This is a genomic window from Pseudomonas sp. ESBL9 (genome assembly GCF_036668715.1).
GTDB classification, from domain to species: Bacteria; Pseudomonadota; Gammaproteobacteria; order Pseudomonadales; family Pseudomonadaceae; genus Aquipseudomonas; species Aquipseudomonas lundensis.
This window is the reverse complement of the sequence record NZ_JAZEVV010000004.1, coordinates 366900-381871: the sequence shown is the minus strand read 5'-3', so window position 1 is coordinate 381871 and position 14972 is coordinate 366900. Positions and strand designations below refer to the sequence as shown.

At 57.3% G+C, this 14972-nt stretch carries 11 protein-coding genes and 1 pseudogene; all 12 read left to right on the top strand.

Annotated elements, in window-relative coordinates; translation table 11 throughout:
• The first annotated feature begins 15 nt into the window (after positions 1 to 15).
• The 12 genes and pseudogenes from uppS to dnaE all read left to right on the top strand — a co-directional run bounded on the left by uppS (position 16) and on the right by dnaE (position 14850).
• Complete coding sequence (uppS, locus tag V6F78_RS14145) at positions 16 to 771, top strand: polyprenyl diphosphate synthase (protein ID WP_047277206.1); 756 nt, start codon at positions 16 to 18, stop codon at positions 769 to 771.
• The gene (locus V6F78_RS14140) at positions 771 to 1577 is read left to right on the top strand and encodes a phosphatidate cytidylyltransferase (RefSeq protein WP_047277204.1); all 807 of its coding nucleotides are present in this window, start codon (positions 771 to 773) and stop codon (positions 1575 to 1577) included. Before uppS ends, V6F78_RS14140 begins: the two co-directional genes overlap by 1 nt.
• Complete coding sequence (ispC, locus tag V6F78_RS14135) at positions 1574 to 2761, top strand: 1-deoxy-D-xylulose-5-phosphate reductoisomerase (RefSeq protein ID WP_047295118.1); 1188 nt, start codon at positions 1574 to 1576, stop codon at positions 2759 to 2761. The genes V6F78_RS14140 and ispC overlap by 4 nt, the downstream gene beginning before the upstream one ends.
• Positions 2762 to 2805: 44 nt before the next feature.
• A complete protein-coding gene (rseP, locus tag V6F78_RS14130) occupies positions 2806 to 4158 on the top strand; it encodes a sigma E protease regulator RseP (protein ID WP_047277200.1) in 1353 nt (450 codons plus the stop codon).
• Positions 4159 to 4233: 75 nt separating this feature from the next.
• The gene (bamA, locus tag V6F78_RS14125; RefSeq protein WP_332727581.1) at positions 4234 to 6561 is read left to right on the top strand and encodes an outer membrane protein assembly factor BamA; all 2328 of its coding nucleotides are present in this window, start codon (positions 4234 to 4236) and stop codon (positions 6559 to 6561) included.
• Positions 6562 to 6604: 43 nt separating this feature from the next.
• Positions 6605 to 7108, top strand: a complete 504-nt coding sequence (locus V6F78_RS14120; RefSeq protein ID WP_016781988.1) for an OmpH family outer membrane protein — start codon at positions 6605 to 6607, stop codon at positions 7106 to 7108.
• A gap of 2 nt (positions 7109 to 7110) precedes the next feature.
• Positions 7111 to 8165: pseudogene (lpxD, locus tag V6F78_RS14115) on the top strand (UDP-3-O-(3-hydroxymyristoyl)glucosamine N-acyltransferase).
• A gap of 109 nt (positions 8166 to 8274) precedes the next feature.
• On the top strand, positions 8275 to 8715 hold the full coding sequence (gene fabZ, locus V6F78_RS14110; protein ID WP_047277196.1) for a 3-hydroxyacyl-ACP dehydratase FabZ: 441 nt from the start codon (positions 8275 to 8277) through the stop codon (positions 8713 to 8715).
• Positions 8712 to 9488, top strand: coding sequence for an acyl-ACP--UDP-N-acetylglucosamine O-acyltransferase (gene lpxA, locus V6F78_RS14105; protein ID WP_332727579.1), 777 nt, complete (start codon positions 8712 to 8714; stop codon positions 9486 to 9488). Before fabZ ends, lpxA begins: the two co-directional genes overlap by 4 nt.
• 2 nt (positions 9489 to 9490) lie before the next feature.
• On the top strand, positions 9491 to 10621 hold the full coding sequence (lpxB, locus tag V6F78_RS14100) for a lipid-A-disaccharide synthase (protein ID WP_047277192.1): 1131 nt from the start codon (positions 9491 to 9493) through the stop codon (positions 10619 to 10621).
• Positions 10622 to 10632: 11 nt separating this feature from the next.
• Complete coding sequence (gene rnhB, locus V6F78_RS14095; protein ID WP_169859034.1) at positions 10633 to 11250, top strand: ribonuclease HII; 618 nt, start codon at positions 10633 to 10635, stop codon at positions 11248 to 11250.
• 78 nt (positions 11251 to 11328) lie between these two features.
• On the top strand, positions 11329 to 14850 hold the full coding sequence (dnaE, locus tag V6F78_RS14090; RefSeq protein WP_047295114.1) for a DNA polymerase III subunit alpha: 3522 nt from the start codon (positions 11329 to 11331) through the stop codon (positions 14848 to 14850).
• Positions 14851 to 14972 lie beyond the last annotated feature (122 nt).

Here is a 14972-nt window from a genome sequence, read left to right as displayed (position 1 = left end):
GGGTCAGGGCGTTTTATGGAAAAGACCAAGCAGGCTGTGTCGTCATCCGTGCCGCGACATGTCGCGATTATCATGGATGGCAATAATCGCTGGGCGAAAAAACGCTTTATGCCGGGTGTTGCCGGGCATAAAGCGGGTGTGGATGCAGTCCGCGCCGTGATTGAGGTGTGTGCCGAGGCCAAGGTCGAAGTGCTCACCCTGTTCGCGTTTTCCAGCGAAAACTGGCAGCGTCCTGCGGCTGAAGTCAGTGCCTTGATGGATTTGTTCTTCAAGGCACTGCGTCGTGAGGCCAAGCGTCTCAACGAAAACAACATCAGCCTGCGCATCATTGGCGATCGCTCCCGTTTTCATCCCGAGCTGCAAGCGGCGATGCGCGAAGCGGAGGCGATCACCGCAGGCAGCGGGCGCTTTGTCCTGCAAATTGCCGCCAATTATGGCGGGCAGTGGGACATCGCGCAGGCTGCGCAACGTCTGGCGCGTGAGGTTCAGGCAGGTCATTTGCAGCCTGAAGACATCACCCCGGACTTGTTGCAAACCTGTCTGGTAACAGGCGATCTACCGTTGCCTGACCTGTGTATCCGCACAGGGGGCGAGCACCGTATCAGCAACTTCCTGCTGTGGCAGTTGGCCTATTCCGAGCTGTACTTCTCCGACCTGTTCTGGCCGGACTTCAAACACGAAGCCATGCGTCATGCATTGGCTGATTTCGCTTCTCGCCAGCGTCGCTTCGGTAAAACAAGCGAGCAGGTTGAGGCTGGAGCCCGGGTTTAATGCTTAAGCAACGCATCATCACTGCACTTATCCTGCTGCCAATCGCTTTGTGCGGCTTTTTCCTTCTTGATGGGTCTAACTTCGCGCTCTTCATCGGGCTGGTCGTCACCCTCGGGGCCTGGGAATGGGCGCGCCTTGCCGGATTTACAGCTCAAACGGCCCGTGTCGGTTTTGCCCTCGTCGTGGCCTTATTGCTGTTTGGTCTGCACCTGTTGCCTGACCTTGCCCCGTGGGTGTTGGTGGCCGCGGTGGTGTGGTGGGCGTTGGCGACGTTTCTGGTGCTCACGTTTCCTGATTCCGCGTCACGCTGGTCCAGTGCTGCAGTCAAGCTGGTCATCGGCTTGCTGATTTTGCTACCGGCCTGGCAAGGGCTGGTGATGATCAAGGCGATGCCGCTGGGTAACTGGCTGATCATGGCGGTGATGGTGCTGGTGTGGGGCGCCGATATTGGCGCGTACTTTTCCGGGCGTAAATTCGGCAAGCGCAAACTGGCCCCTAAAGTCAGCCCCGGCAAAAGCTGGGAAGGCGTTTTTGGCGGTTTGTTGCTGAGCCTGCTGATCACGGCTGTTGTCGGCGTGGTGCGCGGCTGGAGTGCCTCTCAGATGGTTGCTGCCTTGGCAGGCGCTGCCGTTATCGTATTGATTTCAGTGGTGGGCGACCTCACAGAAAGCATGTTCAAGCGTCAGGCGGGCATTAAGGACAGCAGTCAGTTGCTGCCCGGGCATGGCGGTGTACTCGATCGTATCGACAGTTTGACGGCCGCCATTCCCGTGTTCGCCGTGTTGCTGTGGATGGCTGCATCATGAGCCGTCCTCAACAGATTACGGTGCTGGGCGCTACCGGCTCGATTGGCCTGAGTACGCTGGATGTGATTGCTCGCCACCCGGATCGCTATCAAGTGTTCGGGCTGAGCGGTTATAGCCGTCTCGCGCAACTGCTGGCATTGTGCATTCAGCACACGCCTCAGGTTGCAGTGGTTCCGGATGAGCGTTCCGCGCGTCAGCTGCAAGCTGATCTGCGCGCAGCGGGCCTCAACACCGAGGTGTTGGTGGGCGAGCAGGGTTTATGTGATATCGCCTCCGCGCCCGCGGTGGATGCCGTCATGGCAGCCATCGTCGGTGCTGCCGGGTTGCGTCCTACCTTGTCGGCAGTCAATGCGGGCAAGAAAATCCTGTTGGCGAACAAAGAAGCGCTGGTCATGACAGGCGCCCTGTTCATGCAGGCGGTGCGGCGTAGCGGTTCGGTATTGCTGCCCATTGACAGTGAGCACAACGCGATCTTTCAGTGCCTGCCGCAGGATTTCGCCCGTGGGCTGAGTCAGGTTGGCGTGCGACGGATTCTGCTGACCGCCTCTGGGGGGCCCTTCCGGGAAACCCCATTGGCTGATCTGGCGCATGTGACGCCCGATCAGGCGTGTGCTCACCCTAACTGGTCGATGGGGCGAAAGATCTCGGTCGACTCAGCGAGCATGATGAATAAAGGCCTTGAGCTGATCGAGGCGTGCTGGCTGTTCGATGCCAAGCCCGCTCAGGTTGAGGTGGTGATTCATCCGCAAAGCGTCATTCACTCGCTGGTGGACTACATAGACGGGTCGGTGCTTGCGCAGTTGGGCAATCCTGACATGCGCACGCCGATAGCCAATGCGTTGGCGTGGCCTGAGCGTATCGATTCGGGTGTGGCGCCGCTGGATCTGTTTTCCGTGGCGCGTCTGGACTTCCAGCGCCCGGATGAGCAGCGCTTCCCTTGTCTGCGCCTGGCCTGTGAAGCGGCGGCGGCTGGTGACAGCGCGCCGGCCATGCTCAATGCGGCCAATGAAGTGGCGGTGGCGGCCTTCCTCGATGGGCGAATCCGCTACCCGCAGATTGCGCAATTGATTGAAGACGTTTTAAACAACGAGCCAGTGGTGCCCGTTAATGAGTTAGAGGCAGTCTTTGCCGCCGATGCCAGGGCGCGAGAGTTGGCTGATCAATGGTTGAGCCGTCAGGGCTGATCAGTGCTGCTTGCCGTAACCGGACAGGATCACGGAGAAAGTAGATGAGTGCGCTTTATATGATTGTTGGCACCCTGGTTGCATTGGGGGTGTTGGTCACTTTTCATGAATTCGGTCACTTTTGGGTGGCGCGCCGTTGCGGCGTCAAGGTTCTGCGCTTCTCTGTGGGGTTCGGCACGCCCTTGCTGCGCTGGCACGACCGTCAGGGCACTGAGTTTGTAGTGGCAGCGATCCCGTTGGGCGGCTACGTGAAAATGCTTGATGAGCGGGAAGGGGAGGTGCCAGCTGAACTGCTGGGCCAATCCTTCAATCGCAAAACCGTCGGGCAACGCATTGCCATCGTTGCAGCGGGCCCCATCGCCAATTTCATGCTGGCGATGGTGTTTTTCTGGATTCTGGCCATGCTGGGCAGCCAGCAAGTGCGCCCGGTCATTGGCGCAGTCGAAAGCGGTAGCCTGGCAGCGCAAGCCGGTCTGGTGCCCGGACAGGAAATCGTTTCGATTGATGGAGAGCCCACTTCGGGCTGGTCCAATGTGAATCTGCAGCTCGTGCGCCGCCTGGGCGAGAGCGGTTCGATTCACGTGGCCGTTCGTGAGGCGGGGAGCACTTCGGAGTCGACTCATGAGCTGGTTCTGCATGACTGGTTAAAAGGGGCTAACGAGCCTGATCCAATCAGTTCGCTGGGTATTCGTCCATGGCGTCCGGAGTTGCCGGCCGTACTGGCTGAGCTTGATCCTGAAGGCCCGGCCCAGGCCGCGGGCCTTAAAACCGGTGACAAACTGCTGGCCATGAACGATCAGCCGGTCAAGGACTGGCAGCAGGTGGTGGATTGGGTGCGGGTACGTCCTGAGGCGAAAATCGTATTGCGCGTCGAGCGTGATGGTGTGCCGATCGACATCCCCGTGGCATTGGCGGCGCGCGGTGAAGGCAAGGCCGCAACCGGTTATCTGGGGGCTGGGGTCAAGGGTGTGGACTGGCCGCCGGAGATGATTCGCGAGGTCAGTTACGGCCCGCTCGCCGCGATCGGCGAGGGCGCCAAACGGACTTGGACGATGAGCGTATTGACGCTCGACTCACTCAAGAAAATGTTGTTCGGCGAGCTCTCGGTAAAAAACTTGAGTGGACCGATAACCATTGCTAAAGTGGCGGGCGCTTCTGCCCAGTCGGGTGTCGCGGACTTCCTGAATTTCCTGGCTTATCTGAGTATCAGTCTTGGGGTTCTGAACTTGTTGCCCATCCCGGTACTGGATGGGGGGCATTTGTTGTTTTATCTGATCGAGTGGGCGCGTGGTCGTCCCTTGTCGGATCGGGTGCAGGGTTGGGGAATGCAGATCGGTATCAGTTTGGTGGTCGGGGTGATGTTACTTGCCCTGGTCAACGACCTGGGACGTCTGTAAACGCTTCGCTGAATTGCGAATCTGCCGCATTTTGCGGCAGTTTGTTTATTGCCAGTTGGAATAAGAAAGGACTTCATGAAACGTCTGCTGCTAACTGCGGTTCTCACCGTACTGATGATCGCCGAAGTTCACGCCGAGTCCTTCACTATCTCTGATATTCGTGTCAACGGGCTGCAGCGGGTTTCCGCTGGTAGCGTGTTTGGCGCGTTGCCGCTGAACGTGGGTGAGGTAGCGGATGACCGCCGGTTGGTGGAATCCACTCGTGCGTTGTTCAAAACCGGTTTCTTTCAGGATATCCAACTGGGTCGTGATGGCAATGTGCTCGTCGTTACGGTTGTCGAACGTCCTTCCGTTTCAAGCATCACCATTGACGGAAACAAGGCTATTTCCACTGATGACCTGATGAAAGGTCTTAAACAGTCGGGTCTTGCCGAAGGTGAAATCTTCCAGCGTGCCACCCTTGAGGGTGTGCGTAACGAACTGCAACGTCAGTATGTTGCCCAAGGTCGTTACTCGGCGACGGTCGACACTGAAGTCGTGTCCGAACCTCGCAACCGGGTCGCCTTGAAGGTCAATATCAACGAAGGCACGGTTGCGGCTATCCAGCACATCAACGTGGTGGGCAATACCGTCTTCCCGGAAGAAGACCTCGTTGACCTGTTTGAACTGAAAACCACTAACTGGTTGTCGTTCTTCAAGAATGACGACAAGTATGCGCGTGAAAAACTGTCCGGTGACCTTGAGCGCCTGCGCTCGTATTACCTCGACCGTGGCTATATCAACATGGATATCGCCTCCACTCAGGTATCGATCACCCCGGACAAGAAAAACGTCTATATCACGGTCAACGTGAATGAAGGCGAAAAGTACAATGTGGGCGAAGTGAAGCTGAGCGGTGACCTCAAGGTTCCTGAAGATCAGATCAAGTCGCTGCTGCTGGTTCAGCCGGGCCAGGTGTTTTCCCGCAAGCTGATGACCACGACCTCCGAGCTGATCACCCGTCGTCTGGGTAACGAAGGTTATACCTTCGCCAACGTCAACGGCGTGCCTCAGCCAAACCCGGAAGACCACACCGTGGCCATCACCTTTGTGGTGGATCCGGGCAAGCGTGCTTATGTCAACCGTATCAACTTCCGCGGCAACACCAAGTCGGAAGACGAAGTGCTGCGTCGCGAAATGCGCCAGATGGAAGGTGGCTGGGCGTCGACTTACCTGATCGATCAGTCCAAGGTGCGCCTTGAGCGTCTGGGCTTCTTCAAGGAAGTGAACGTTGAAACACCGGCCGTTCCCGGTACAGACGACCAGGTCGATGTGAACTACGCCGTAGAAGAACAGGCTTCCGGTTCGATCACCGCCAGCGTCGGCTTTGCCCAAAGCGCCGGTTTGATCCTGGGTGGTTCGATTACCCAGAACAACTTCCTGGGTACGGGTAACCGCGTCAGCGTGGGCCTGACCCGCAGTGAATACCAGAGCCGTTACAACTTCAGTTATGTTGACCCGTACTGGACCGCTGATGGCGTGAGCCTGGGTTACAACGCGTTCTACCGCACGACCGACTACAAAGACCTCGATGTTGATGTAGCAAACTACTCGGTCGACAGCCTGGGCGCCGGTATCACCATGGGGTATCCGATCAGCGATACCTCGCGCCTGACCTATGGCCTGAGCGTGCAGCAGGATGAAATCAGTACCGGTACCTACACCGTTGACGAGATCTTCGATTTCATCAACAAAGAAGGCGACAAGTTCCTGAACTTCAAGGCTTCTGCCGGCTGGTCCGAATCGACTCTGAACAAAGGCGTGCTGCCGACACGCGGCAGCTCGCAAAGCTTGACGCTTGAAACCACCATTCCGGGCAGTGATCTCCAGTTCTACAAACTGGATTACCGCGCCCAGTTGTTCCAGCCGTTGACCGACACCTACACGATGCGCCTGCACACCGAGCTGGGTTACGGTGACAGCTATGGCTCGACGTCGGGGCTGCCGTTCTACGAGAACTACTATGCAGGTGGTTTCAACTCGGTCCGTGGTTTCAAGGACAGTGCGCTGGGTCCACGCAGTACCCCGAACAAGAATGACCCGGATCAAGATCCGCTGCCGTTTGGTGGTAACGTCCTGATACAGGGCGGGGCAGAAGTTCTGTTCCCGATGCCGTTCGTGAAAGATCAACGTTCCCTGCGCACCTCCGTGTTCTGGGATGTGGGTAATGTTTTCGACACCAACTGCAAGTCGACCACAAAAGATTGCGATATCAGCTTTAGTAATATGGCCAGCTCTGTGGGTGTTGGCGTAACGTGGGTGACCGCACTTGGCCCGTTGAGCTTCAGCTTGGCCATGCCGATCAAGAAACCGGATGACGCAGATACCCAAGTGTTCCAGTTCTCCCTCGGCCAGACTTTCTAAAAGCCTGACTTTAGATAAACAACGGATTTAGTAGGAGTGCATCGTGCGTAAGTTGACTCAATTGGTTCTCCTGGCTTCGGTTCTGGTAGCAGGTCCGGCGTTTGCCGACATGAAAATTGCCGTTCTGAACTATCAGATGGCGCTGCTGGAATCTGACGCTGCCAAGCGTTACGCCGTAGATGCCGAGAAGAAATTCGGTCCGCAACTGACCAAACTGAAGTCCCTGGAAAGCAGTGCCAAAGGCATTCAGGATCGTCTGGTCAAAGGCGGCGACAAAATGCAGCAAGGCGAGCGTGAGCGTCTGGAGCTTGAATTCAAGCAAAAGGCCCGCGATTTCCAGTTCCAGTCCAAGGAACTGAACGAAGCCAAAGCCGTTGCTGACCGTGAAATGCTGAAACAGCTGAAGCCAAAACTGGACAGCGCTGTTGAAGAAGTCATCAAGAAAGGCGCCTATGACCTGGTGTTCGAGCGTGGTGCAGTGATCGATGTCAAACCTCAATACGACATCACTCGCCAAGTCATTGAGCGCATGAATCAGCTGAAGTAATTATGACTGCGACTATAAAACTCGGCCAATTGGCCGAGTTCCTCGGTGCCACCTTGCGTGGCAGCGCGGAGAAAGAAATCACTGGGCTAGCCACTTTACAAGAGGCTGGCCCATCTCAGTTGAGCTTTCTGGCCAACCCGCAGTACCGAAAGTTCTTGGTCGATTGTCAGGCTGGAGCCGTTTTGCTCAAGTCAGCCGACGCTGAAGACTATGCCGGTGATGCTTTGGTGGTGCCGGATCCTTACCTGGCATACGCCCGTATTTCCCACCTGTTTGACCCCAAGCCCAAGGCGGGTGCCGGTGTGCATCCTTCAGCCGTGATTGCGCCGGATGCGAGGGTAGATCCTGCGGCCAGCATCGGCGCCTTTGCAGTGATTGAAAGCGGTGCGCGCATTGCGGCTGGCGTGACCGTCGGGCCTCATTGCTTTATCGGTGCTCGCTGTGAAATCGGTGAGGGTGGCTGGTTGGCGCCGCGCGTGACGCTTTATCACGATGTTCGCATCGGTAAGCGTGTCGTGATTCAGTCGGGCGCCGTGCTGGGAGGCGAAGGTTTCGGTTTCGCCAATGAGAAGGGTGTCTGGCAAAAAATTGCCCAGATCGGCGGCGTGACCATTGGTGATGATGTCGAGATCGGTGTGAACACTGCCATCGACCGTGGTGCCCTGGCAGATACGGTTATTGGCAATGGGGTCAAACTCGATAACCAGATTCAGATCGCGCACAACGTGCAGGTCGGTGACCATACGGCGATGGCCGCGTGTGTCGGGATTTCAGGAAGCACTAAAATCGGCAAGCACTGCATGTTGGCCGGTGGTGTCGGTTTGGTGGGGCATATTGAGATCTGCGACAACGTTTTCCTCACCGGGATGACCATGGTGACTCACTCCATTACCGAACCGGGTGCTTACTCTTCCGGAACAGCCATGCAGCCAGCGGCTGAATGGCGCAAGAGTGCGGCACGTATTCGCCAGCTGGACGACATCGCGCGACGATTGAAACAACTGGAAAAACGCGTCGAGAAGTGACCCCTGACGGTATCGCTTCATCTGAAAGCTAATACTATTTCCATATCAAGCGCGCAGGGCCAAGGGTCTGCGTTCTTGATTTGCTAGAGGAGCGTGCCTTCGTAGCGCGCGCCCAATCTTTATTACAGGCTTCCCCACGAAATGATGGACATCAACGAGATTCGCGAATATCTGCCTCACCGTTACCCTTTCCTGCTGGTGGATCGAGTGGTGGATCTGGATGTCGAGAACAAGCGCATTCGTGCTTACAAGAATGTCAGCATCAACGAACCCTTCTTCAACGGTCACTTTCCGGCGCACCCGATCATGCCCGGCGTGTTGATCATCGAAGCCATGGCGCAAGCTGCGGGCATTCTGGGTTTCAAGATGCTGGACGTGAAACCTGCAGACGGGACGCTGTATTACTTCGTCGGTTCCGACAAACTGCGTTTCCGTCAGCCCGTGTTGCCGGGCGATCAATTGATCCTGGAAGCCAAGTTCCTGAGCTGCAAGCGTTCGATCTGGAAGTTCGAGTGCCAGGCAACGGTTGATGGCAAGCCGGTATGCTCGGCTGAAATTATCTGTGCGGAACGCAAACTATGAGTTTGATTGACCCTCGCGCAATCATCGATCCGACGGCCATTCTGGCCGACGACGTCGTGGTCGGCCCTTGGTCGATCGTCGGCGCAGGTGTGGAAATCGGCGAGGGAACAGTGATTGGGCCGCATGTCATTCTTAAAGGCCCAACCAAAATCGGTAAGCACAATCGTATCTACCAGTTTTCATCAGTCGGTGAAGATACGCCCGATCTGAAGTACAAGGGCGAAGAGACACGCCTGGTGATCGGTGATCACAATGTGATTCGCGAAGGTGTGACCATTCATCGCGGCACGGCTCAGGATCGTGCCGAGACGACCCTGGGTGATCACAACCTGATTATGGCGTACGCCCACATCGGGCATGACAGCGTAATCGGCAACCATTGCATTCTGGTCAACAACGCCGCGCTGGCAGGCCATGTGCACATGGGAGACTGGGCGATCCTGTCGGGTTTCACGCTGGTGCATCAGTTCTGTCATATCGGTGCTCACAGCTTTTCAGGCATGGGTACAGCGATTGGCAAGGACGTTCCGGCCTTTGTCACGGTGTTTGGCAGCCCTGCCGAAGCCCGTAGCATGAATTTCGAGGGCATGCGCCGTCGTGGCTTTAGTGAAGATGCGATTCACGCCTTGCGTCGGGCCTACAAGGTGGTTTACCGCCAGGGGCTGACGGTTGAACAAGCGCTCGCCGAACTGGCTGAGCCCTCTGCGCAGTTCCCGGAAGTCGCACTGTTTGTGGAGTCGATTCGTTCATCGACCCGCGGCATTACCCGCTGATCATGGCCAGGTTGCGTATTGCGCTGGTGGCGGGTGAGGCCTCTGGCGACATCCTGGGTTCAGGCCTGATGCGAGCGCTCAAGGCTCAGCACCCCGATATTGAGTTTATCGGTGTGGGAGGCCCGCTGATGGAAGCGCAGGGCATGCGCTCTTACTTCCCGATGGAGCGTCTGTCGGTCATGGGGCTGGTTGAGGTACTTGGCCGTTTGCGCGAGTTGCTCAAACGCCGCAAAGCGCTGATCCAGACCCTCATTGCCGAAAAACCTGATGTATTTATCGGCATCGATGCGCCTGATTTCACCCTCAATATCGAGCTTCAGTTACGGCGTGCTGGCATCAAGACCGTGCATTACGTCAGCCCGTCCGTGTGGGCGTGGCGGCAGAAACGCGTGCTGAAAATTCGCGAAGGTTGCGACTTGATGCTCACGTTGCTGCCGTTTGAAGCCAAATTCTACGAAGAGCATGGCGTGCCGGTGCGGTTTGTTGGCCATACGCTGGCGGACACCATTCCCCTTGAGGCCGATAAAGCCGCTGCCCGTGCCGAACTGGGGTTGCCTGACGGCCCGTTGGTCGCCTTGATGCCGGGAAGTCGTGGCGGGGAAGTGGGCAAATTGGGTGGGCTGTTCCTGGACGCTGCCCTAAAAATCCGCGAAGCCCGGCCCGACACACGTTTTGTATTGCCTTGTGCCAATGCTGCGCGCCGGGTGCAAATCGAACAGTTGCTGGCTGAGCGGGACTTGCCCTTGACCTTGCTCGACGGGCGTTCGCACTTGGCCTTGGCTGCCTGTGACGCGGTGTTGATCGCCTCGGGCACCGCCACGCTTGAGGCGTTGCTGTACAAGCGGCCGATGGTGGTGGCGTATCGCCTGTCGCGGGTTACGTTCTGGATTCTCAAGCGTCTGGTAAAAAGCCCTTACGTGTCTTTGCCCAACTTGCTGGCCCAGCGGATGCTGGTGCCCGAGTTGCTGCAAGATGCCGCCACCCCCGAGGCATTGGCCAAGACCCTGTTGCCACTGCTGGACAATGGCCAGGAGCAAACCCGGGGTTTCGACGAAATTCATCGTACGTTGCGTCTCGACGCTTCCAATCAGGCCGCCAAAGCGGTGCTTGAGCTGATTGCACACTCCAAATGAGTAAAGTGACTATGCAAATCGGATTGGACTTCAATCTGGTCGAAGACCTTGTGGCCGGTGTGGACGAAGTGGGTCGCGGCCCGTTGTGCGGCGCAGTGGTCACGGCAGCAGTGATTCTGGACCCGGCCCGGCCGATCGCCGGTCTTAATGACTCAAAAAAACTGACTGAGGCGCGTCGAGAAAAGCTGTATGACGAAATTTGCGAAAAGGCCTTGAGCTGGTGCATTGCCCGGGCTGAAGTCGAAGAGATCGACGAGCTGAATATCCTGCATGCCACCCTGTTGGCCATGCAGCGCGCTGTAGAAGGGTTGAGCATCACCCCGAAACTGGCCATGATCGACGGCAATCGCTGCCCCATATTGGCCATGCCGGCCGAAGCCGTGGTCAAGGGTGACAGCAAGGTGCCAGCCATTGCGGCGGCATCGATCCTGGCCAAGGTCAGCCGTGACCGTGAAATGGCAGCCTTCGAGTTGCAATACCCGGGTTACGGTATTGGCGGGCATAAAGGCTACCCGACGGCGGTACACCTTGAAGCCCTTGAGCGTCTTGGTCCTACGCCAATTCATCGCCGGTCCTTCGGGCCGGTGCGCCGTGCCTACGAAGCCCGTGAAGGCTTGACCGAGGTTTAGCCCCAAGGCTGATGTTTTTGCCAAGGCCCGGTACAATCCGGGCCTTGTTGTTTCCCAAAGCTAATAGACAGGATCACCATGCCGGCTTCATTCGTTCACCTGCGCCTGCACACTGAATATTCCCTGGTCGATGGCCTGGTGCGGATCAAACCGCTGATCAAAACCCTGGCGGGCATGAACATGCCTGCCGTGGCGGTGACCGATCAGAACAACATGTGTTCGTTGGTCAAATTTTATAAAGCCGCCATGGGTGGCGGCATCAAGCCGATCAGTGGCGCGGATCTGTGGCTGTCCAATAAAGACCCGGAAAACCCGTTGAGCCGTATCAGCCTGCTGGCGATGAACGGTGTGGGTTATCGCAACCTGACGGAGCTGATTTCACGAGGGTTTATTGACGGGCAGCGCAATGGCCAAGTCATCATCGAGCGTGAATGGGTCGCCGAAGCCGCCGAAGGGCTGATCATGTTGTCGGCCGCCAAAGAAGGCGAGATCGGTGTCGCGCTGATCAGTGGTAACACCGAGGAAGCCGAGGCGCTGGCCCGCGAATGGATGGATGTCTTCCCGGACCGCTTTTACCTGGAAGTCCAGCGCACCCAGCGTCCCAACGATGAAGAACATCTGCACGCTGCCGTAGCGCTGGCCGACAAAATCGGTGCGCCGCTGGTGGCCACCAACGATGTGCGCTTCCTCAAACAGCAGGATTTCGAAGCCCACGAGACCCGCGTTTGCATTGGCGAGGGCCGAGCGCTTGATGATCCGCGCCGCTCCAAGAACTACAGCGACCAGCAGTATCTGAAAAGCGCCGAAGAAATGGCTGAGCTGTTCAGCGATTTGCCGGAAGCGCTCGAAAATACCGTCGAAATTGCCAAGCGTTGCAATATCGAAGTGAAGTTGGGCAAACACTTTTTGCCTAACTTCCCGATTCCCGATGGCATGACCATCGACGAATATTTCCGCAAAGTCTCGTTTGATGGCCTTGAAGAGCGCCTCAGCGTTCTGCTGCCCAAGGACACCACCGAAGATTACGACGCCAAGCGGCAGGTCTACGTCGACCGGCTGAATTTCGAACTGGATATCATTATCCAGATGGGGTTCCCCGGTTACTTCCTGATCGTGATGGACTTCATCCAGTGGGCCAAGAGCAACGGCGTGCCGGTAGGGCCTGGCCGAGGGTCGGGTGCCGGTTCTCTGGTGGCCTATGTGCAGAAAATTACCGACCTCGATCCGCTGGAATATGACCTGCTGTTCGAGCGATTCCTTAACCCGGAACGGGTCTCGATGCCCGACTTCGACGTCGACTTCTGCATGGATGGTCGTGACCGGGTCATTGAATATGTGGCAGATAAATACGGCCGCAACGCTGTCAGTCAGATCATTACCTTCGGTTCGATGGCGGCCAAGGCGGTTATTCGCGACGTGGCCCGTGTGCAGGGTAAGTCTTACGGCCTGGCGGATCGTTTGTCGAAGATGATTCCGTTTGAAGTCGGCATGACGCTGGAAAAGGCCTACGAGCAGGAAGAGATCTTGCGTGACTTCATCAAAGTGGATGAAGAAGCCGCCGAAATCTGGGAGATGGCACGCAAGCTCGAAGGCATCGTGCGTAACGTCGGTAAACACGCCGGTGGTGTGGTGATTGCGCCGACCAAACTGACGGACTTTTCGCCGATCTATTGCGATGAAGAGGGTGACGGTCTGGTCACCCAGTTCGACAAGGACGACGTTGAAGCCGCAGGGCTGGTGAAGTTTGACTTCCTCGGCTTGCGCACGCTGACCATCATTGACTGGGCGCTGAAAACCATCAACCGCGACCGCGCCAAGGTCGACGAGCCGCCGCTGGATATTGCGTTTATCCCGCTGGATGACAAACCGACCTACCAGTTGCTGCAAAAAGCCGAGACGACGGCGGTGTTCCAGCTTGAGTCGCGAGGCATGAAAGAGCTGATCAAAAAGCTCAAGCCTGACTGTCTGGAAGACCTGATCGCACTGGTGGCCCTGTTCCGTCCGGGGCCGCTGCAATCGGGCATGGTGGACGACTTCATCAACCGTAAGCACGGGCGCGCCGAGCTTGCTTATCCGCATTCGGATTATCAGTACGAAGGCCTGAAGCCGGTTCTGGCCCCGACCTACGGCATCATTCTGTATCAGGAACAGGTGATGCAGATTGCGCAGGTGATGGCGGGTTACACCCTCGGCGGCGCGGACATGCTACGTCGAGCCATGGGTAAGAAAAAACCTGAAGAAATGGCCAAGCAGCGTGGCGGTTTCATTGAAGGCTGTGCCAACAACAACATCGACCCTGACCTTGCCGGTAACATTTTCGACCTGGTAGAAAAATTCGCCGGTTATGGTTTCAACAAATCTCACTCGGCGGCCTACGGGCTGGTTTCCTATCAAACCGCGTGGCTGAAAGCCCATTACCCGGCGCCGTTCATGGCGGCCGTGCTGTCGGCGGATATGCACAACACCGACAAGGTCGTGACCTTGATCGAAGAAGTGCGCACGATGAAGCTGCGTCTCGACGCGCCGGACGTGAATGCCTCCGAGTACAAGTTCACGGTGAACGACGAAGGTCGAATCATTTACGGGCTTGGCGCGATCAAGGGCGTGGGTGAGGGGCCGGTGGAGGCGATTACCGAAGCGCGTCAGGATGGGCCGTTCAAGGACCTGTTCGATTTCTGCGCGCGGGTTGATCTCAAGCGCATCAACAAACGCACCCTTGACGGTTTGATCCGCAGCGGCGCGCTGGACCGTCTGGGGCCTTGCTTCCATGACGAGCCAAAAGCCTATCAGGCGAGCATTGATCAGAACCGTGCGATTTTGCTGGCGGCGCTGGAAGAGGCAATCAAGGCGGCCGAACAAACGGCGCGCACCCACGACAGCGGCCACGACGACCTGTTCGGCGGCGTGTTTGTCGAAGAAGACGCCGATGTGTATGCCAACCATCGCAAGGCCAAGGAGCTGACTCTCAAGGAACGCCTCAAGGGCGAGAAAGACACCTTGGGCCTGTACCTGACCGGCCACCCGATCGACGAGTATGAAGGCGAAATTCGCCGTTTCGCCCGGCAGCGCATTATCGATCTGAAGCCTGCCCGCGATACGCAGACTGTCGCCGGCATGATCATCGCCCTGCGGGTGATGAAGAACAAAAAAGGCGACAAGATGGGGTTCATCACGCTGGATGACCGTTCCGGCCGGATTGAAGCCTCATTGTTTGCCGAAGCGTTCCATTCAGCCCAGTCGCTGTTGCAGACCGATGCCATGGTGGTGGTGGAAGGGGAGGTCAGTAATGATGACTTTTCCGGCGGCTTGCGCCTGCGGGTCAAGCGGGTCATGAGCATGGAGGATGCGCGTACCAGTCTGGCCGAGAGTTTGCGCCTGAGGGTCCATCACGCGGCGCTCAAGGGTGATCAGTTGCGGCAATTGGGCGACGTGCTGAAGAAGCATCGCGGCGCCTGCCCGATCACCATGGAGTACACCGGCGGGGATGCGAAGACCCTGTTGCAGTTTGGCGAGAACTGGAGAATCGATCCTGCAGACAGCTTGATTCAAGCCTTGCGTGACCAGTTTGGGCGAGACAACGTCTTCCTCCAATACCGTTGACGGTCAGGGGCGTGACCCGCGTCCTGATCTCGACCTGAATTTTTAATCTCGACCTGAGAGCGCCTGTCCCTTAAGGTAGGCGCGATACAGATCAACCGGCTGCCCCAGTCGGCTCGAAAGTG

Bases quoted from the DNA above. Each gene is read 5' to 3' on its own strand.
- ispC (WP_047295118.1), top strand. From the start codon at position 1,574: ATGAGCCGTCCTCAACAGATTACGGTGCTGGGCGCTACCGGCTCGATT.
- V6F78_RS14140 (WP_047277204.1), top strand. From the start codon at position 771: ATGCTTAAGCAACGCATCATCACTGCACTTATCCTGCTGCCAATCGCT.
- rnhB (WP_169859034.1), top strand. From the start codon at position 10,633: ATGCAAATCGGATTGGACTTCAATCTGGTCGAAGACCTTGTGGCCGGT.
- bamA (WP_332727581.1), top strand. From the start codon at position 4,234: ATGAAACGTCTGCTGCTAACTGCGGTTCTCACCGTACTGATGATCGCC.
- fabZ (WP_047277196.1), top strand. From the start codon at position 8,275: ATGATGGACATCAACGAGATTCGCGAATATCTGCCTCACCGTTACCCT.
- rseP (WP_047277200.1), top strand. From the start codon at position 2,806: ATGAGTGCGCTTTATATGATTGTTGGCACCCTGGTTGCATTGGGGGTG.
- dnaE (WP_047295114.1), top strand. From the start codon at position 11,329: ATGCCGGCTTCATTCGTTCACCTGCGCCTGCACACTGAATATTCCCTG.
- uppS (WP_047277206.1), top strand. From the start codon at position 16: ATGGAAAAGACCAAGCAGGCTGTGTCGTCATCCGTGCCGCGACATGTC.
- lpxA (WP_332727579.1), top strand. From the start codon at position 8,712: ATGAGTTTGATTGACCCTCGCGCAATCATCGATCCGACGGCCATTCTG.
- lpxB (WP_047277192.1), top strand. From the start codon at position 9,491: ATGGCCAGGTTGCGTATTGCGCTGGTGGCGGGTGAGGCCTCTGGCGAC.